The organism is Citrobacter sp. Igbk 16, assembly GCF_028069755.1.
Classification (GTDB): domain Bacteria; phylum Pseudomonadota; class Gammaproteobacteria; order Enterobacterales; family Enterobacteriaceae; genus Citrobacter.
In genome coordinates this window covers 21,015-41,018 of sequence record NZ_JANEWJ010000013.1, presented here as the reverse complement: position 1 = coordinate 41,018, position 20,004 = coordinate 21,015, and the positions used below count along the sequence as shown (strand labels likewise).

The window sequence follows — 20,004 nt, the reverse complement described above, 5'->3', positions numbered from 1 at the left end:
GTTTTATTTAACCGTTTTGACAACTTCCGAATCCGCACCGTAGTCATTCAACGCAACCCACGACACTTTATTAACGGAAGTCGTCGTAAGCTGTGGCACAACAAAGCGCTCTTCGCTAAGAGGACTCAACATTTTTGGCTTATAATCATATTTTTTCGCCCCAGCCCATACCGAGCCGCCTATCAGCGAGAGATAATAGGGTGAGTCATTTTTCAGCACGATCGCCACGTTACCCGCATCGTTGACCAGCGACCACTTAACGTTATTCAAACCATCAATAAAACTGCCCTGCAGTGACGCCGGGCGATAAAAGAATTTAATGCGCGAACGCAGCGCCAGATTGAGCTTACTTTTGCCTTCTACACTCTTATCTTTAGGCGGAATTTCCAGCACGTTAAACCAAAAAATACTCTCTTTATCCTGTGGCAATGCCTGACCGGTCCAGTTAATACGCACACTCTGACCTTTTTGCGGATCAAGTCGCGAGACCGGTGGCGTAACAATAAACGGTAACTTCATTTTGGCCGGATCGCCATTTTCATTACCGTCATCCAGCCACGACTGTACTAATAAAGGCGATGTGCCTTCATTGACCATTTTTACCGTCACTTCTTTTGCCGCTTCAGGATAAATAACCCGCGTTCCCTGAATCACTACGCTGGCCCATGACGCCGTGCTACTCAAGGCCAATGAGAACGCCATCAAAGTCGAATATAAACATTTTTTCATATAAAATCCCTTTCATTTTCACAACAATATTAATTATCAGACTCTGGAAATATCTAAAACAAATAAAAATACACCCAGCTTATTTAATCAAAATTGATAGTCACTGTTGCGTCGGCGGTCACTATCCCCGCCCCAGCCGTGCCATAGGTTATATAGCCAACTGAATATTCAGTTGCCCAGTTGATACAACCACTACCTTCCAAACCATAACAATTTCCATTTCCATAGATATAATCAGCACTACCTATCTCGTAACCTTTACTGCTCCCCGACTCAAAATCCACCACGGAAGCAGGGGATGTCGATTGATCGTTCACCACAAAACCGACATTGTTCGCTCCTGAAAAGGTGGTATTTTTCAGCGCCTGGGTTGCTGAATCCACCTCCCCCGTGGTTGCCCAGCGAACATGGAACGGATATGTTTCAGCGTACGAATTACACACAATACGGACAGTAAATGGCTTTACGGCAGTGGTGGCCTGCTGAATATCCTGCAAAGAGACAGTATCCAGGGTAATTACCGTGGTTTTCACCCCATTAACCTCCATCCAAATATTACATTTTACAGGGAAAGGAAAAATAGACACGGCGATGGAGATCTCCGGTGTCTGTAGGCTATCTGCACTATAGACAGAAAAAACCATCAGGAACAAAAAAAACGGGAAATAGTTCATATATTCCTCTTACTGAAAGGTCGCAGAAAATACAATAAACGACTCCACGAAACCATAGTCCACACTCTCGCCATAACGCACCAGTCCCACGTCAAAATTAAAATCCGCCACCCGAGTATCCCCCGTCTGAGTAAAAGATTGGGTATTCTCGACCGTGCTGAAATCGATCATCTTATTTTGATCGGTATCTTTAAGTACAATGCCGAACTGATTGGTGTCGTCATACATATTTTTCAGTGCCATGGTGGCAGCATCAATTTCCTGCGATGTACTGATTTTGCCGGTCACTTCTGTCGACGCATTCCCGGATGGGCAGGTGACGCGGAAATAGAAGGAGTTGGTACCCCCTCTCGACGTCCACACAATATTACCGATGGCTGGCATTGCATCTGAATAAAAGGGACTGTTAATACTGGTAACCACTGAGCCAGACAGGCGGTAAAGCTCAACCTTACAGGTTGTGTCCGTTACCCGGCCGGTAAAGTCATATTCCAGCGTATCGGCAGCATGCGCTGAATTTCCCCACACGAGCCCAAACAACAGTATAGTAATTAATTTATTCACCAGCGCTCCGTCAGGCATAGGTCAGGGTAAAGGTCGCCGCCGCATGTACATCGCCTTTCCCCGGTTCACCGAGGCTGATATAACCAACTTCAAAGCGAAATAAGGCCTCGTCATAGTCCAAAGCCAGTGTGAACTGCTGTGTTGTACTGAAATCAACAATGGCACCAGTCGTTTTATCTTTAATCTGTAATCCGACATTTTTTGCGCCGCTGGCATCGACAATCGTATTTTTTAACGCTTTTACGTCGTTATCGACCTCACCATTGGTAGTAAACGTCCCCGTCACTTTCTCCAAGAGCGACCTGCCTGTACGTGAGGTACAACTGACGTAAATAGTAAATTCTTTTGCAGAAACGCGGGTCGTCGAGTCGCTTAACGTCTGCGTACTCACCTCTGCTAAGGAGATTGAAGTCCCATCTCCCGTTTGTAGGGTACAGGTTTGTTCAAAAATGTTCCCATATACTGTAAATTCGGTCGCCAGGGACTTTTGGCCAAATATCATCAGGAGCAGCAATAACGGTATTCCTTTACGCATATTTTCTCCTTGCTGAACAAAAAGCAGGGCTTTACCAGCCCTGCCTGACCTTATTTTTATTACTGATACTGTGCGATAAACATGGCGTCAGCCGCAACCAGACCGCCGCTGACGGTGCCAGAGCCAGTGTTCAGGTAGCCCACGTTATAATTGAACACCATTGGCGCAGCCGTATTGATCACTTTCGAAACTCTATCCGCAGAGGTAAAAGTCTGGACTGCATTGCCGTTATCTTTATTCTGGACCTGGAAACCAACCCCTTGCGCACCCGCCGCCGTAACGTCGGTGTTATCCAGCGCAGGAGTGCTGGAATTGACTGATGTCCCGTTTCCCGGCGACAGATAGCCTGTTACGGTGTCATAGCTCGCACCGCTAATGGCATCTTTGGAGCCCTGAGCGGTACAGTCCAGGGAAACTGCGAAATCTTTTTTCATTACCGAGTCGGTAGTCGCTGCCGAGACAGTCTTAACATCTGTTGGATCCAGTTGCACTGAAGTCCCGCCACCCAGAAGCGATGCTGTACAGATGTTAGTCTGCACTTCGCCAGCAAAATGAATATCTGCTGAGTCCTGATCGCCAGCAAAAGCTGTTCCTGCAAATGCCATAGCAATAGCCGCAATAGTTAATTTTTTCATCGTTTCCCTTATTAATTAATATATATCCAGATACCGCAATTCGCGGTGATTGCATTTCCTACCAGAGGTTATGCAGCAACATTATATTTCAGGAAAAGATATACTATCTAGCGAAAGGAAAGAGTTAGGCTCATTTTAGGAAAAAACAAATACAAAAAATCTATCCATTAAAAATGGATATAAAAACAAATAATGAATTGTTATAAATATTATATTTAATATAAATAAGACAACCTCAAAAACCAACTAAACCAACTAAACCAATAATTCCCCCCCCTTTAAATATAAATTCATTGACACCCGCTTGATGATATTAACGAGTCCTGTAAATAATTCAATTATAATATCTCACCCTGGACATTAGTACGTTTTATTGCGGCAGAATGCCAGGGCGTGTATTTATCCCCTTCTCGCCAGCGTCGCCCCATCAGCAAAGTAAGCTTTAATCCCGGCCAGAATCGACTCTGCCACTTCCTGCTGGAAAGTCGCCGTTTTGAGCTTGCGTTCTTCTTCAACGTTACTGATGAATGCAGTTTCTACGAGAATGGACGGAATATCCGGCGCTTTCAACACGGCAAACCCGGCCTGTTCAACCTGATTTTTATGCAGATTATTAATCTTACCGAGTTTATTCAGCACCGCTTTTCCGAACTTCAGGCTGTCGGCAATAGTCAGCGATTGCACCATATCAAACATGGTGTGGTCGACGTAGCGATCACCGCTTTTGCTGACGCCACCAATTAAATCCGAGGCGTTCTGGGTTTGTGCCAGATATTTTGCCGCTGTACTGGTCGCGCCTTTGGTTGAGAGTGCAAACACCGACGAACCACTGGGTTGGCGACTGGTAAACGCATCTGCATGAATAGAAACAAACAGGTCAGCACGCTGTTTCTGGGCTTTCGCCACGCGCACTTTTAACGGAATGAAGATATCTTCATTACGCGTCATATAGACCTTCATGTTGCCTTCTTTCTCTATAAGTGCTCGCAGGCGACGGGCTATCTGCAATACCACATCTTTTTCACGTGTCTTGTATTTCCCCACGGCACCGGAGTCTTCTCCACCGTGGCCAGGGTCAAGCATAATAACAATCGGACGATCGCGTCCCGCTTTACCCGGCTGTGGGCCGCTTTGCGCAGGTGGCACCTGTTTATCCAGATCGCCTTTGTTGTAATCTTCAAGCAATGCCAGCAGCGGATCCTGGACATCCTGAGCATTGGCAGGATAGAGATCCATCACCAAACGTTCTTTGAAGCCTGCAACTGGCGCTAATGCAAAGAGTTGAGGTTTCACATTTTGTTTCAGTTCAAACACCATACGCACGGTCTGCGGGTCAAACTGCCCGACGCGTGCGGATTTAATGTAGGGATCGTCTGGGCGGATCTGCGTCCCAATGCCCTTCAGCACCGAGTTCAAATTAACGCCTTCAATATCTACAACCACACGCTCAGGATTACTCAGGGCAAACTGTTTGTATTTCAGCAGACGGTTGGATTCCACCGTAACGCGGGTATAACTGGACGCGGGCCAGATACGTACGGCAACGACCTGACTCACAGCAGCCAAACCGACCTGGCTGACGCTTAAAAGCCACATAGCACCCGCACCTTGCAGTAAACGGCGGCGACTGATTGCTGAGTTGGATCCCGACATGCTTCTCCCGAGCAAAAGAAATCTATATTGAGGTAATACGTAAAACGTCCGAATTGACCGGAAACTTTAGCGAATGACGCATAATCTGTCATCAATAAAAGGGTAAACATTGTTTTTATATTCACGGTATTACTGAAGAAAATCTTCGGCTGGGGTAAAAATTACGCTTGCACACAGGGCAGAAACAGAATAAAAATACATTAATTACGAATAATCATGCAATGAGGGTGTGCCGTGGTGAAGGAACGTAGAACCGAACTGGTACAGGGATTCCGCCATTCTGTTCCCTATATCAATACCCATCGGGGAAAAACGTTTGTCATTATGCTGGGCGGCGAAGCCATCGAGCATGAAAACTTTTCCAGTATCGTCAATGACATTGGTCTCCTTCATAGCCTCGGCATTCGCCTTGTCGTAGTCTATGGCGCACGGCCGCAGATTGATGCCAATCTGGCCGCGCATCACCATGAACCGGTGTATCACAAAAATACGCGCGTTACCGACGCCAAAACCCTGGAGCTGGTCAAGCAGGCTGCGGGTTTGCTTCAACTTGATATTACCGCCCGCCTGTCGATGAGTCTGAACAATACGCCTTTGCAGGGCGCACACATCAATGTGGTCAGCGGTAATTTTATTATCTCGCAACCGTTGGGTGTGGATGACGGTGTTGATTACTGCCATAGCGGACGTATTCGTCGAATTGATGAAGAAGCAATTCACCGTCAACTGGACAGCGGTGCTATTGTTCTGCTGGGCCCGGTCGCCGTTTCCGTGACCGGCGAGAGCTTTAACTTGACGTCCGAAGAGGTCGCCACCCAGTTGGCGATCAAACTGAAAGCAGAGAAAATGATCGGTTTTTGCTCCTCTCAAGGGGTGACTAACGATAATGGCGATATTGTTTCCGAACTCTTTCCCAACGAAGCGCAAGCGCGTGTTGAGTCACAGGAAGAGAAAGGTGATTACAGCTCCGGTACGGTGCGTTTCCTGCGCGGTGCCGTTAAAGCCTGTCGTAGCGGTGTGCGCCGTTGTCACCTGATTAGCTATCAGGAAGATGGCGCGTTGTTACAAGAACTGTTCTCCCGCGATGGGATCGGTACGCAAATCGTGATGGAAAGCGCCGAGCAGATCCGTCGCGCCACCATTAACGATATTGGCGGCATTCTTGAATTGATTCGTCCTTTGGAACAGCAAGGTATTCTGGTACGTCGCTCCCGTGAACAACTGGAAATGGAGATCGATAAGTTCACCATAATTCAGCGCGATAATCTGACCATTGCCTGTGCAGCCCTGTACCCTTTTCCGGAGGAGAAGATTGGCGAAATGGCGTGCGTGGCAGTGCATCCGGACTACCGTAGCTCATCCCGCGGTGAAGTTTTGCTGGAGCGGATCGCTGTGCAGGCCAGACAAATGGGGCTCAGCAAGCTGTTCGTGCTGACGACGCGCAGCATTCACTGGTTCCAGGAGCGCGGCTTCACGCCAGTCGATATCGATCTGCTGCCGGAAAGCAAAAAAGAGATGTACAACTATCAGCGGCGGTCAAAAGTATTGATGGCGGATCTGGGATAGTAGTCATTGCCGGATGCGGCATAAATGCCTTATCCGGCCTACCTCGCTGGCACCGTAGGCCTGATAAGAAGCGTTAGCGTCGCCATCAGGCACACTGCAGGCCGTCATTAAATAATGCTGACAATCCGCTACGTCGTTCAGTGCGCGTGGCAATGGCGCTACTCAAAATCCGCTCATCGGCATACAGTGACAAGCGGCGGCGGGCACGGGTCACTGCGGTATACACCAACTCTCGGGTAACAACTGGCGAATGCTGGCTGGGCAAAATCAACGCCGCATGGTCGAACTCAGAACCCTGTGATTTGTGTACTGTCATCGCCCAGGTCGTTTCATGCTCCGGCAAACGGCCAGGCAGCACCGACTTGATAGAGCCATCAGGTAATGCAAACCACACGCGTAAACCATCACCACGATCGAGCGCGATGCCGATATCACCGTTAAACAGCCCCAGCGAACTGTCATTACGCGCAATCATTATCGGTCGCCCTTCATACCAGCGAGAGTGTGCAAATCGGTAAATTTTACGTTTTTGCACCATCGCAAGCTCAATGCGCTCATTCAATCCGCCAACGCCAAATGGACCTTCGCGCAGTGCACACAGCAACTGATAATCATTGAAGGCCTGAATAATGGTGTCCGGCGCAGCCCCTTCACGCAGTAAATCCAGGTAGCGACCATACCCCGCCAGGGCTTCATCCAGCATCGCGGTGTAATCTTCGCTGCTATTAAGCGTACGCTTTTCGATATCACCGAATCCCTGTTGGAAAACGGTTTTAACCGCGGCCTTGTCACCCCGATTAATGGCCGCAGCCAGTTGACCGATGCCAGAATCACTGCCAAAACGGTAACTCTTTTGCAGCAAGCATAAACTGTCACGCAAAGACGCGGCCTGAGTTCCGGTTCCCGCTGGAATGGGACTACCGGTCAGCCGACTGAGTTGTTTGGCACGTTCCGGGGTAAATCCGTCATTCACAAATGCACAAATGTCTCCCAGCACGGCCCCCGCCTCGACAGAAGCAAGCTGGTCACGATCACCCAGAAAAATCACCCGTCCGTGCTGCGGTAGTGCATCGATAAGGCGCGACATCATGGGCAAATCAATCATGGAAGCTTCGTCCACCACCAGCACGTCCAGATGCAGCGGATTACCCGCATGATGGCGCAGACGCTGGCTGCCTGGCTGTGCACCTAACAACCGGTGCAGCGTGCTGGCATCATCAGGAATACGTTTCTTTTGCTCATCGGTCAGCGGTAACTCACGCAGTGCCGCCCCCAGCGATGCCGTCAGACGTGCTGCCGCTTTTCCCGTCGGTGCTGCCAGACGGATGCGACAACGCTCCCCCTCCGCCATCTGTATCAATGCTGCCAGCAGTCTGGCTACCGTTGTCGTTTTACCGGTGCCAGGTCCCCCGGAGATCACCGATATACGGCGGGTCAGCGCCACAGCAGCCGCCACTTTTTGCCAGTTCACGCCTTCCGATGGCGGGAAGAGCGCTTCCAGCGTGCGGATCAACCGAGGCTCATCCACCTCAATGGCCTGGTTTACCTCACTGAAAAAACGGGCCACCGCGCGTTCGTTATTCCACATACGGTTCAAATACAGGCGATTGTCATATAACACCAGCGGCGTTGGCTGTTCGCCGTGACTTACCGCAGCGGAGGCCAGCAGGCATTCCGACCAATCTTCCGGTTCACCGGCCTCGCACAGCCAGGCGCTCAACAGTGGATGGGCATCTTCGCGTAAAGATAGTCGGGAAAGCGGTAAGCAAACGTGCCCCTCGCCCGCGTCACGGCTGAGCAGAGCCGCCGCCAGCGTAACGGCAGGGTTGTCATTTCCTGCAACCGCCAGCGCAAACTGTGCATCCAGAGGACGGAGCTGTTTTTGCTCTACGGCCTCCAGCAATCGTTTCTGGATTGTCATTGCATCTCCTCCAGAGCCGCACCGGCAAACATCTCGTCCATCAACGCGATCAATTCCCCATTGGGTCGGGTGGCGTAAATTCCCTGCTGCGGATCGTTGCCGTCGACGCCGCGCAGGAAAAGATAGATAACGCCGCCAAAATGGTGTTCATAGTCATAATCAGCGATGCGATGACGCAGATAACGGTGCAGCGCCAGGGTATACAACTGATACTGCAGATCGTAGCGGTGCGCCTGCATGGCTGAGGCCATTGCCTGCTGGGTATACGCAGAACTGTCTTCACCCAGCCAGTTTGACTTGTAGTCGAGCAGGTAATACCGCCCCTGGTGGCGGAACACCAGGTCAATAAACCCTTTCAGCATGCCGCGTACCTGCATAAAGTCCAGCGGCGGGCAGCCAGCCGAAAGAGGATCGTATTTACGGAGCACTGCATCGAGCTGGTCGGCCACCAGCGGTTGCGAAATCGGCAGGTAAAACTCCATCTCCACCTGTTTTTCACGCGCAGAAAGATCGCTCAAACTCACACCGGTTTCATTGAGCGGCGCATGCAAAATAGTATCCAGCCACTGCGTCAGAACGGGCTCCCAGTGCGCGTCATATCCGCCAAGCGCAAGCTTTTCTTGTACCCACATTGGCTCAACCGGCTGGGTGAAATCCAGATCTTCAAACAAGCTATGCAAAAATGTCCCCGGTGACGCGCCGCGAGGAAACTGGTGTGGCGTAAGGCCCGATTCCTCAATGGTTTCACCAACACCTGCCGCGTCGATATCCAGGCGTGGGATCAGATCCTGTGCAATACCATGCCCACGCTGTTGCAGACCGGAATAGCTTGTAACACGCCAACTGTCACCAGGCGTTCGTTGCAGCATTTTTGCATTCAACGTAGAACTGGCAGGCTGTACAACCTGCCAGCGCTCTCCATCCGGTTCATTCGGCGTCAGGCAGGCGATATCCTCACCGCACAGCGCCTCAATAGCGCTACGCAAACCTGCGGCATCCATTGGTTCACCCCGTTGCAACAGGCGACCAAGAGCACTTTGATGCACATCGGTATCACCTTTCTTATCGCTCCGACGGCGCACCAACGGTGCCACGCCAAGACTACAGTGCCAGACCGAGCGGGTGAGCGCGACGTAAAGCAAGCGCAAGTCTTCTGCCAGACGTTCAGCCTCTGCCAGTTCAACGCTTTCATCCGCTTCGCTGAGATCCAGCACGGCTTCAAACGAACTGCGATCGTGATAGAACGCCTGATCCTGGACGCGAAAATTCGTGATAAACGGCAGCCAGACGAGTGGATATTCCAGCCCTTTCGATTTATGGATAGTGACGATTTTGACCAGATGCTTATCACTTTCCAGCCTGAGCTGCTGGCTGGACGCATTGCTGTCGGGCTCCAGAATATGTTGCGATAACCAGCGTACCAGCGCATGCTCGCTTTCCAGTTGCGCCCCCGCCTCCTGCAACAGCTCGCTGATATGCAAAATGTCGGTCAGACGGCGTTCGCCCCCTGCCGTTGCCAACAGGTTTTCCGCAATATGGCGAGCGGACATCAGCGCGCGCAGCATGGGCATCACGCCGCGTCGATTCCAGATCTGTCGGTAGCTATCAAATTCCTCAACAACCGCATCCCAGGCTTTTTCGTCAGTATTCAGCGCTTCAATATCCTGCGCATTCAATCCCATCATTGAGGTTGCCAACGCACTACGCAGCGTATTTTCACGCTCCGGCGTCATCACTGCCTGCAGAACCCACAGCAGTTCCTGGGCTTCCAGCGTATCAAAGACGCTGTCACGGTTAGAAAGATACACCGATGGGATGGCCAGTTGCGTCAACGCATCGCGTACCAGCGCCGCCTCCTGACGGCTGCGCACCAGTACGCTGATATCAGACGCGCGTACCGGCCTGGACGTTTTACCGCTGACCAGCAACGCTTCGCCAGAGTGCCCGGCTTTAAGCCAATCGCGAATTTGTGTCGCACACACCTGGGCCATAAAGTTCTGATAATCACCCACACCGCAACTGTCCCCTTCCATCAGCCACATACTCATCGCCGGCTGCGTTTCCCCTTCCAGCACAAACCGTAGCGACTGATTTTTCTCTGCGGACCTCACCGGGCTAAAAGGGATTTCGCGGAACATAAAAGCGTCGCTCATCTGGCTGAACAACGTATTGACACTGTTAACCATGCCAGGGGCCGAACGCCAGTTAGTATCAAGCGTATAGTGCGCGCTGACTTCGCTACGCGCCTTCATGTAGGTAAAAATATCCGCGCCACGAAAGGCGTAAATAGCCTGTTTAGGATCGCCTATCAGCAACAACGCTGTACCCGGTTGATGCTGCCAGATACGGCGGAAAATACGGTATTGCTGCGGGTCGGTATCCTGGAATTCATCAATCATCGCCACCGGGAAACGGGTACGAATGGCCGCCGCCAGCGCATCGCCGCTTTCGCTACGCAGCGCCGCGTCCAGGCGACTGAGCATATCGTCAAAACCAAGCTCACCGCGTCGGCGTTTCTCCTGTGCAACCGTCTCGCGGATTTCCGACAATGCCCGGGTGATCACCAGATCGCGGATTGTCAGCGGTTCACTCAGCAGTTCATCAATCGCGACAAACAGCGGATGTTGAGGGGTTACACCACCAGCTTTGGTGCGGTCTTCCAGAAAACGCTGAGAGAATTTCTCCAGTGCGTCAGGAAGCTGGTAGCTTCGGGTTTCTTCCTGTGCCCAGGCGCTGATCTTTTCGATCCACTTTCCCTGATTACCACGATTAAATTTACGTCTGTCGATCCCGGATGCTTCCAGTAAACCGTCCAGTTCAGCAACGGAATCTCGCCATTGCTGCTTAATCTGGTCGATACGCGCCAGAATTTTTTCGTGCCGGGCTGCCAGCGTTTCATCGGCTGGCGGTGGCGCTTTAATCACCGGGGATTCACCCTGCAGGTAGCGATCGATATCCCTCAGCAGCGCCTGTGGACCTTTCCACGTTTCAAAAACAACCTGTGCAATGTCGCGAGGCAGCGGGTAACAATGTCGACGCCAGAAGTCTGCGCAGGCCTGATAGCGCAGCAGCGACTCATCCTCAATCAACTGCTGTTCAAACAACATGCCTGACTCAAAGGCATTCAGACTAAGCATGCGCTGACAAAAACCGTGGATGGTAAACACCGCGGCTTCATCCATCTGCCTTTCAGCCAATAACAACCACTGTGCGGCCTGCTTTTTATCGGCGATTTCTTCCAACAAACGAGCGTAGAGCGGGTTATCCGTGGTTTCACGCAGGCAGGCGATGCGTAGTTCATGAATGTTGCTACGAATTCGACCTCGCAGCTCTTCTGTCGCAGCTTCTGTGAAAGTAACCACGAGCAGCTCTTCAACAGTCAGAGGACGAGGAAAGGCGGCAGGGCCGCCCAGTCCAAGCAGTAAACGTAAATACAGGGCGGCGATGGTAAAGGTCTTACCGGTGCCTGCGGAGGCTTCAATCAGACGCTCGCCCGTCAGGGGCAAGCGTAGGGGATCAAGGGGCTCAGCGGCATCATTCATTCTTTTCACTCATCAGGGGTAAGGTTTGCTGCAACGCGCTGACGGTCTGCCACACTTTCCAGCCTTCCGGGTGCACATATTCTGCTTTCCCATTCTGGCTACCGGAAACCTGTGACAGTATCGCCATGCCTTGCGGCTCAACCACCGCCTGATGGAAGAAGTCGGCAAGCTTTTGCGGCGTCAGCAGTTTAATCTGAGCCACGATTTTATCACGTGAATCGAAGCGCATATTGCCGCGATCGAAATCTTTGCTTAACTGAGAGGCTTCGGCCCCCAAAGTTTGCGGAGCCTGCAGCATTTGCGCGATGATCGCCTGCTGAATTTGTGCAAACTCATCAGCGTTCATCGCCCGCAGCTTCGCTTCCGCCGTCGGGAAAAATGCCTTATAGCGTTCCCAGAGATAGGACGGTTGCTTGTCACTGCTTTGCAACAGGAAGCCCATTCCCCACTGGCGGCCAACGCTCATTGGGAAAGCAAAGACGGCATAACCTAATTGCTCTTCAGTACGCAGTTGATTGTAGAACCACGGTTGAACAATCTGTCCTAACATCGCGCTGTAAGCCGAGCTGGTGTACTCGTCATAGCCGGTGGGTACAAACACCGCCGCCAGCGCTGAATCCGTACTACTGCCCGCTTTTTCAAAGATGACTGACTGCTTCTTGTCTACCACAACATCTTTGTTTCGGCACCACTGTGAGCCATTCGCACCAAGCTGCTTCTGGATATCCCGAGCCATGGTTTTTGCCTGAGTTTCACTCATATTGCCGATCACCAGGAATTCGGGACGCGCACCGGCTTTTAAGGTGTCACGGTAGGCCATCACTTCTTTCAACGTAATAGATGGCAACAGCTCACGCCGTTCATCACGTGAAAAGTACGGTACCTGGGACAGCATCTGAACCGGCATGATCGCCTGATCGTAGGCTTTGCCTTTCTCCGCAGAGTCCATCATCTGGGCATACCAGGATTTCGCCTGTTCCAGCTGTTCATCTGTTGAGGTGTAACTGAAATAACCGCTCAGCAGCGCCTGAAAAAGCTGTGGCAAACGCTGAGTATAGCCATTGGCATTGAGCATCAGCCCGTTATTAGCGTTAGTAGAAAAACCAATACCACCCACTGCGGCCTGGTTACTTAACTGGTCGAGTGCAATACCCGCCAGATAATCGTTCAGGGCGAATAAGACCTGGTTTCTGGCACTGTCCATCGCTTTCGGGTTACGCAGTATCACGCTGACATCAACCTTTGGCTCGCTGGCAAAATATTGACTCGGGGCATACACCACGCGTAAATCAGGCTCATCAACGATCAGCTCCGGATGAGCATATTTTTTATCCGTCTTAATCAGCGTGAAATCATCTGGAATATACGGGTTCAGCTCCGGCAACGACAGCGCAATGCCCTGCGCTTTTTTCTGCCAGTCGGCGAATGTTTTCTCACTGATTTTATCTACCTGATAAGGCGCATCGACAAAATAAGCGGTTTTATTGTGTGGCTCTTTCTCACTGATATACCAGATGCGCGCATTCTGCGGCGTCATCATCGCTAGCCGTTGCTCAACGGCTTTGGCATCGTACTGGTCGGCAATGTTTACTGCATCGAGCGTATGTTCCACGGGAACACGGATCATGGTATCCGCCAACCATTCAACGTAGTCCATATCACGGGTGATAGAGGGGTAACGGAAGTCGAGATCCAGCACGTGCGCCAGCTCGTCAAAATAGCGTTTATCGACACCTTTTTCACGTAACAGATTGAGATAGCTAAAAATTGCGGCAACAACCTCATCTCGATTTGCCAACCCTTTGTCGGTTAACGTCGCGGAAATCGCTAACACACCGCTGTTGCCATTAACGACAGGATCGGAGTCCGCACGAATGCCCTCAACTAATCCCTGCTTTTGCAACCAGTCAGACAACGTTCCCGGGCTGCGATTACCAATCAGGTAGGTCACCAGCTCATCGGTTTTGCTGCGGAACTGTGCGCTGTTGTTATCGATACGAAACTCAACGCGCAGCACTTTACGCGGCATCGCGGGAACATAGTGGATGATGACGCCCTTTTGCGCGTCGGTGACAACCGGGACGGTTATTTCCGGTTTTTCGATATTTCTGTTTGGCACGCGTCCAAAGGTGTCAGCAGCTATCTTCGCCAACTCTGGCAACGGTTTATTGCTGTAAATCACCGCCTTCATCAGGTTAGCGGAGTAGTACTTTTCATGGAATGTCAGTAACGCTTTCAACACCGGGTTACCCGGCTTATCGCTCAACGTTTCCAGATTTCCGCCGGAGAAGCGCGAACCAGGGTGCGCCGGGTTGATCGTCTCCGCACTCACCTGTGCCATACGCATACCGTCTCGGGTACGCGCCAACGTCAGCTCAGAATTAACGGCATTTCGCTCGCGATCGGCATATTTTTTATCCAGCAACGGATCGGCAATCGCATCCGCCAGACGATCTACCGCCCCGACCAGCGCGTCATTTTCGACTTCAAGATAGAAAGCGGTGCGGTAAGGCGCAGTGCTGGCATTATGGCTACCGCCGTGCATTTTCAGAAACTCGGCCAAGCTGTCCGGCTGTGGGTATTTTTTCGACCCCATCAGACACATGTGTTCAAGGTAATGTGCCAGCCCCTGATGATCGTCCGGATCTTCCAGCGAGCCGACAGGCACCACCAGTGCAGAGAGGGATTTCACGGCCTGAGGATCGGATACCAACAACACGACCATGCCATTATCAAGGCGCACAGCCTGATACTGGCGGGTATCTTTATCGCTTTTACGGATGGTTTCAGCTAAAGGCTGCCAACCGGTATCTGCCTGACTTACGGGTGCCCAAAAGGCGACGAACAACAGTAATGCGCTGAACCAGGTGCTGCGGGGCATTCACAAACCTCATCATTAACGTATTCACCTGTTCACTGCAAACAACGCATTTAGCGTGGTCTGAACAGGGCAAGACTCTGTGCTGAACGCGTCAGCCTCTTCTCTTTGTAAGAATCAGTCCGTGACAGAAAGCGCATCATAGTGGAAGCCATCAAATTGCGCAATTTTTATACAATCGTCACGACTGATTAAATCGAAAAATCGGTAACAGATAACGTTGAGACTGTAAAACAATAGTCTCCAGAGTTTCAGGTTCCAGTTGACGCCACAGGCGTTGATACCAGATATCATCACCTTCACCACGGACCATCATATTGCCTTCATAGGCCTGCAAAAACTTACTGCGCGCTTTTTGCAACGTATCATCGTCATCTAACATGGCATCATTTACGGCGTCATAACAGGTTTTTATCCACGCCCCACCACTTTCCGGTAATACCAGTAGCGGTGATGACATGCCTTCCCGATATCCCTCAATAAGTTGCGACAGATACTGTAACGCCTGTTCAACTTCCAGCGGAGGGAAACGCCACTCACCGTCTTTACGCAAGAACAACCGGCTTTCTCCCGTGCCGCCACTGGCACAATAGACAAGATGTTCCAGCCAAAGTTGCACACCCTGCGAAACGCTTATCAGAGATGGGCGCCAGCGCAACAATCCGTCTTCTTGTACCTGCGGGAGCCAACCCGTAATTTGTACACCATTACAGGTCAGGTCAATTTCCATGCTTTGGCTGGGCTGACGACAGGCAATAATGCGCTCAGCCAGCGACTGCATCTCCTGGTGTTGTGTATCCCAGAGAATCTCGCCAAATGCACCATAGGGAAGCGACCCCGCAGCGCGGAAGCGGCGGAACAAACGTTCTGCATCGTGTTCTTCGACCAGCGTGTTAAGCAACTGCTGATTAAGCTGATAGCGGCTAAGCCCTTCAAGGATAAAGGGTTCAGTTTCCGGGATCTCGCTCTCTTCAGAGCGGAAATTTACCCTCAGGCGCATCTGGAAAAACGCCCGCACCGGATGAGCCCAAAAGCGTTGTAGCGTATCCAGCGTCAGGGTTTCAGGCATTTCAAAGGGGAGCGGCTGGACAAAGTCCGTATGCGCTTTACCTGACAGGCTTGCCGCAGGCAACCACTCGCGCGCATAACTTTGCTGCTCACCAGGCAGATAGTTTTGAGCATCAAAGGGCATACGGGTATGTAAACGGGTAATGTGCGCTTTTACTTTCGCTTCGCTTTGATCGCTAGTGAGTAATTCATCGCCCGGCAAATAGTGGCTTTGCCCAATGTAATCCATAAGTTCCTGCACCAGCACCGACGGGAAGCGCTCACTGTTATCCTGGATTGAGCGGCCGATATAGCTGATATAGAGCGTTTGCTGCGCCGAAATCAGCGCTTCCAGGAACAGATAGCGGTCATCATCACGGCGGCTTCGGTCACCACGCCTCGGTTTTTGGCTCATCAGATCAAAGCCCAGCGGCGCAAGCTGGCGCGGATAAACGCCATCGTTCATACCAAGCAGACACACCACTTTGAAAGGAATGGAGCGCATCGGCATCAGCGTACAGATATTGACAGGCCCGGCCAGGAAACGCTGGCTGATTCGTTCCTGATCGAGTCGCTGTGCCAGCTCATCACGCAACAACGAAAGCGGTATGGCACCGTCATACTCGGCTCCCAAACCTTCGCCAATAATGGCCTGCCACTGCTGTTCAATCAGCGTCATCGCGGCTTCGGTATCAGCATCCGGCAGGAAGAAATCATTCAGCATTTCGCGACAAACAGGCAGCCACACCGCCAACGGACGCTCTACTGCCAGCTCCCGGCGCCAGAGATTAAGCTGCATTAGCAGCGAGGCCAAATGCCCGACTAACTCGGCAATCAAACCACTGGACTCATCATAGGGCAATACCGACTGCCACTCACCCTGTGCGCTTTCCATCGCATAGCCCAGCAGCATACGTGTTAAACCAAATTGCCAGGTATGCTGGCCAGTTGGGGGAAGCGCGAGTTCGCGCACGTTGTCATCATCAATGCCCCAGCGAATTCCAGACTCATTGACCCACAAACGAAGATAGCGCAGCCCTTCTTCATTGATGTTGAAACGCGCAGCCAGCACAGGCACATCCAGTAATGCCAGCACATCCTCCGAAACAAAGCGGCTATCCGGTAGCGAAAGCAGGCTAATGAACGCCTGTAACACGGGGTGAGACTGACGCGCTCGGCGATCGGAAATAGCATACGGCAGGTAACGGTCGGCCGGTGCACTGCCAAAGACAGCCTGAATAAATGGACTGTAGCTGTCGATATCCGCCACCATCACGATGATGTCGCGCGGCGTCAGCGTTGGGTCCGCTTCCAGCATTGCCAGCAACCGGTCGTGGAGTATTTCCACTTCGCGTTGTGGGCTATGACAGACATGGAACGTCACACTAGTATCATTCGGCTCAAGCAACCGTTTATTGTCGCTACGTGAATACTCCTCCAGACTGACTCCCGCCACAGCCCGACTGTCTAGCTCAAGAATATCTGACTGAATATTATGCAAAAGGTTATCAGGGATGATATCGACAAACGCATCCAGCTCCTGGCTGTTTTCCAGTTCCGAAAGCAGATATATGTAGTCACGTCCGAGTTTTCCCCATGAGGCCAACATCGGATTCCCCACATCCTGCTCACCATCGCTGTTAAACAGTCCTTCAGCATTCTGACTATCGCGAAACAGCGGTAAATGTCGTTCTTCAAAGCTATGCCGACGCTGACGCGCCAACAGTTTAGCCAGATAAGCGGGGTCTTTAATATCTCCCCAGTAGTAACGACAGGGATTGGTAAAAAGCAGATGAATATCAATGTGCTTACCCAGCGCTTGTAATGCCTGCAGATACACGGGCGGTAGCGCGGAGATACCACAGATAAAGACGCGCGAGGGTAAGCCTTGTGGGCAGTCAGACGTACTTTCCAGGGTCTGAATAAACCGCTGATATAAATTGGCACGATGCCAGCGTGGCTGTCCCAGTTCAGCCGTGTATTCCACCAGTGCTTTCCACAATGGCGCTTGCCAGGCCTGAGCATCCCCTAATCCTTCCACCTGCTGCCCCGCCTCCCACTGCGTCAGCCATTCAGGACGGTAGACTAAATACTGGTCGAACAAATCCGCGGCGCGTGATGAAAGCTGAAACAGCTTACGTTTGTCTGTGTCGTCGGTGAGATAGTGGCGTAACAGTGCGAACTCATCGTTATTCAGCAATTGGGGGAGCAGCGTCATCAGCTTCCAGCTCATGCTCTGTTTGCTGAATGCGCTTTCTTTTGGGATATCCGGCAATACGCGCACAAACATATCCCAGATAAAACTCGCTGGCAGCGGGAAATCAATGTTAGCGGCAATACCAAACTTCTGTGCCAGAGTCATTTGCAACCACTGCGCCATACCGGTGCTTTGAACCAGGATCATCTCGGGCTCAAAGGGGTCGTCCAGCCGCTCGCGCTCAACGATATATTCCATCAACGCTTCCAGCACATCCAGACGATTGGAGTGGTAGACCCTTAACATAGCGACTCCTGACTACTGACGATTTGGGCAGTGCAGTCGTGTCATCTGACCCTGCCTGCCCAGAGGGGAAGTAATTTTAACATTGATGCTGACACATCCCGCTACCGTTGTCTGCATTCGGTTAATTTGCCAGTTTAAAGGTGGTGAAAACACATGCAACTGTGTTTGCTGCCAGGCGTGATGCCACAATTGTTGATGCTGGCTTCTGACTAAAAAGCTCTTCATCAGCGCCCGCTGATATCCCGAAAGCGCGGTCACGATCATAATCATCAGCACCATTGCCAACATCACTTCCGGCAGGCTAAAACCACGCTGTCTGTTCAGGGTATCAGACATAGCGCCAGCACCTTTAACGGGCAGAAATCGCTCCAGCCATGCGCTGAGAATTCGATAGTACCCTCGATAATCATCCCCTGACGCCATAACGATATACCTTCATATTGCGCAATAAGCAGCACAAGATCGTCGTCGAGCACACGCAGGCAGACTGTCGCCCCCTGCGTGGTATAGCGTCGACACTGCGTTGCCATCTGCAAACTCCAGGGCTGCATACGTGCCCATTCCATGGCGGATTGCACCACTGCCTGATGTTGTAGCGACTGGCTTTCCGTTGCCACCCGCGACGCAAAACTCGCCTCCTGTCGGCTCACGCCTTGCAGCAACAGACTGCCGAGTACCAGGAGTAAAAGCACCATTGCAAGCGATGAAACACCTCGCTCACGGTTCACAGATTGAATCCTGTGACGCCATAGAATGCCTCAATGACCTTTTGAGGATCGGCGTTGCTTCTCCCGCGCAGGTGCAACGAAAGCACTGGCGCAAATCCGTTAATATTCAGGCGCTCCACCTGAAATACCTCAATCTGAATAGAATTCGGATCGGTCATTTTCTCCCAACCTTTTCCCACGCAGGTTGTTGCACCACGCAAGGTTTCCAGCACCTTATCTTGAACACGAAACCCAACGACATCGGCCTCCTTTGCCGGAGTATCTTCCCAGACACCGTTGCTGTTGGCATCCCAGCGTGCAATCACACAGTCTCCCGCGGCTGATATCATCAGCCCTTCTCCGATACAGTTTCCCCGACAATAGCCAGCCCGCTGGAGATGCTTCGCCACGGTATAGATCCGCTGCCAAAGCTCATCTTCAAGCACTAGCTGACGAGTGTTATGCAAAATCTCTCGCTGCAGCGCAGGTAAAAATCGCGCAGCGCTGAGGAGTAAAATGCTGCTTATCACCATAGCGATAAGCACCTCAAGCAGTGAAAAACCACGTTCACTTACCGACATTGATCCGCCTCACCGCGTTCGCAAAGCCTGATTCGTCCCCAACCAGACACCACCACACGCCATTCACCTGCAGCATTCTTCAGATAGATATGCCCGGCCCATGCGGTATTACGTAGGCCGAAAAAAGCCAGTGACGGCGTTATCTCTGCCATCTCGACATCAGCCCAGAGTGGCGTAAATATCAACGGTGAAACAGGCTGACACGAAGTTTGTGACGTCGCTGAGCTTGCCAGACACCATGTCCCCCCTTCGCGGAGCACGTTGATGACGTGATCACGATTGCGCCAGTTAGCATCTTCACGCAATTGCAGCAGGTAATCCCGCACCTGGCTGGCTGTTTGCCATAACCGCTGCTGTTGTTGCCAGCGCTGCCAACCGTACAACCCCGATGCGCCAAGCACCGCGACAATCAGTATTGCAATCAGGGTTTCGAGAAGCGTGTAGCCTTGTTGTTTTTTCATGCAGCCAG

The 20,004-nt window shown here is 51.6% G+C and carries 15 protein-coding genes; 1 reads left to right on the top strand and 14 read right to left on the bottom strand.

Annotation, left to right across the window (positions count from 1 at the left end; all coding sequences use genetic code 11):
- Positions 1–3 precede the first annotated feature (3 nt).
- The 6 genes from NNO03_RS10770 to amiC all read right to left on the bottom strand — a co-directional run bounded on the left by NNO03_RS10770 (position 4) and on the right by amiC (position 4,790).
- Positions 4–729 carry a fimbria/pilus periplasmic chaperone gene (locus NNO03_RS10770; protein WP_271449509.1) on the bottom strand — a complete coding sequence of 242 codons (726 nt, stop codon included), beginning with the start codon at positions 727–729 and terminating at the stop codon, positions 4–6.
- Positions 730–812: 83 nt separating this feature from the next.
- The gene (locus tag NNO03_RS10765; protein WP_271449508.1) at positions 813–1,403 is read right to left on the bottom strand and encodes a fimbrial protein; all 591 of its coding nucleotides are present in this window, start codon (positions 1,401–1,403) and stop codon (positions 813–815) included.
- A 9-nt stretch (positions 1,404–1,412) separates the two neighbouring features.
- Positions 1,413–1,967: a fimbrial protein gene (locus tag NNO03_RS10760; protein WP_271449507.1), complete on the bottom strand. Its 555-nt coding sequence runs from the start codon at positions 1,965–1,967 to the stop codon at positions 1,413–1,415.
- Positions 1,968–1,977: 10 nt separating this feature from the next.
- Entirely contained in the window at positions 1,978–2,502 is a 525-nt protein-coding gene (locus NNO03_RS10755) for a fimbrial protein (protein ID WP_271449506.1), read from the bottom strand.
- A gap of 59 nt (positions 2,503–2,561) precedes the next feature.
- Complete coding sequence (locus tag NNO03_RS10750) at positions 2,562–3,137, bottom strand: fimbrial protein (RefSeq protein WP_271449505.1); 576 nt, start codon at positions 3,135–3,137, stop codon at positions 2,562–2,564.
- A 399-nt stretch (positions 3,138–3,536) separates the two neighbouring features.
- The gene (gene amiC, locus NNO03_RS10745; protein WP_137382705.1) at positions 3,537–4,790 is read right to left on the bottom strand and encodes an N-acetylmuramoyl-L-alanine amidase AmiC; all 1,254 of its coding nucleotides are present in this window, start codon (positions 4,788–4,790) and stop codon (positions 3,537–3,539) included.
- Between the two features lie 234 nt (positions 4,791–5,024).
- Here amiC and argA point away from each other — a divergent pair, with 234 nt between their 5' ends.
- Entirely contained in the window at positions 5,025–6,356 is a 1,332-nt protein-coding gene (gene argA, locus NNO03_RS10740; protein WP_271449504.1) for an amino-acid N-acetyltransferase, read from the top strand.
- An 85-nt stretch (positions 6,357–6,441) separates the two neighbouring features.
- Here argA and recD read toward each other — a convergent pair whose 3' ends face one another.
- The 8 genes from recD to NNO03_RS10700 all read right to left on the bottom strand — a co-directional run bounded on the left by recD (position 6,442) and on the right by NNO03_RS10700 (position 19,996).
- Positions 6,442–8,277: an exodeoxyribonuclease V subunit alpha gene (gene recD, locus NNO03_RS10735; RefSeq protein ID WP_271449503.1), complete on the bottom strand. Its 1,836-nt coding sequence runs from the start codon at positions 8,275–8,277 to the stop codon at positions 6,442–6,444.
- On the bottom strand, positions 8,274–11,819 hold the full coding sequence (gene recB / locus NNO03_RS10730) for an exodeoxyribonuclease V subunit beta (protein ID WP_271449502.1): 3,546 nt from the start codon (positions 11,817–11,819) through the stop codon (positions 8,274–8,276). The genes recD and recB overlap by 4 nt, the downstream gene beginning before the upstream one ends.
- Complete coding sequence (gene ptrA / locus NNO03_RS10725; protein ID WP_271449501.1) at positions 11,812–14,700, bottom strand: pitrilysin; 2,889 nt, start codon at positions 14,698–14,700, stop codon at positions 11,812–11,814. Before ptrA ends, recB begins: the two co-directional genes overlap by 8 nt.
- 178 nt (positions 14,701–14,878) lie before the next feature.
- Positions 14,879–18,247 carry an exodeoxyribonuclease V subunit gamma gene (recC, locus tag NNO03_RS10720; protein WP_271449500.1) on the bottom strand — a complete coding sequence of 1,123 codons (3,369 nt, stop codon included), beginning with the start codon at positions 18,245–18,247 and terminating at the stop codon, positions 14,879–14,881.
- Positions 18,248–18,259: 12 nt separating this feature from the next.
- Positions 18,260–18,583 carry a prepilin-type N-terminal cleavage/methylation domain-containing protein gene (locus NNO03_RS10715; protein WP_271449499.1) on the bottom strand — a complete coding sequence of 108 codons (324 nt, stop codon included), beginning with the start codon at positions 18,581–18,583 and terminating at the stop codon, positions 18,260–18,262.
- Positions 18,568–18,975: a DUF2509 family protein gene (locus NNO03_RS10710; protein ID WP_271449498.1), complete on the bottom strand. Its 408-nt coding sequence runs from the start codon at positions 18,973–18,975 to the stop codon at positions 18,568–18,570. Before NNO03_RS10710 ends, NNO03_RS10715 begins: the two co-directional genes overlap by 16 nt.
- Positions 18,972–19,535, bottom strand: a complete 564-nt coding sequence (locus tag NNO03_RS10705; protein ID WP_271449497.1) for a prepilin peptidase-dependent protein — start codon at positions 19,533–19,535, stop codon at positions 18,972–18,974. The genes NNO03_RS10710 and NNO03_RS10705 overlap by 4 nt, the downstream gene beginning before the upstream one ends.
- Complete coding sequence (locus tag NNO03_RS10700) at positions 19,526–19,996, bottom strand: prepilin peptidase-dependent protein (protein WP_271449496.1); 471 nt, start codon at positions 19,994–19,996, stop codon at positions 19,526–19,528. The genes NNO03_RS10705 and NNO03_RS10700 overlap by 10 nt, the downstream gene beginning before the upstream one ends.
- Positions 19,997–20,004 lie beyond the last annotated feature (8 nt).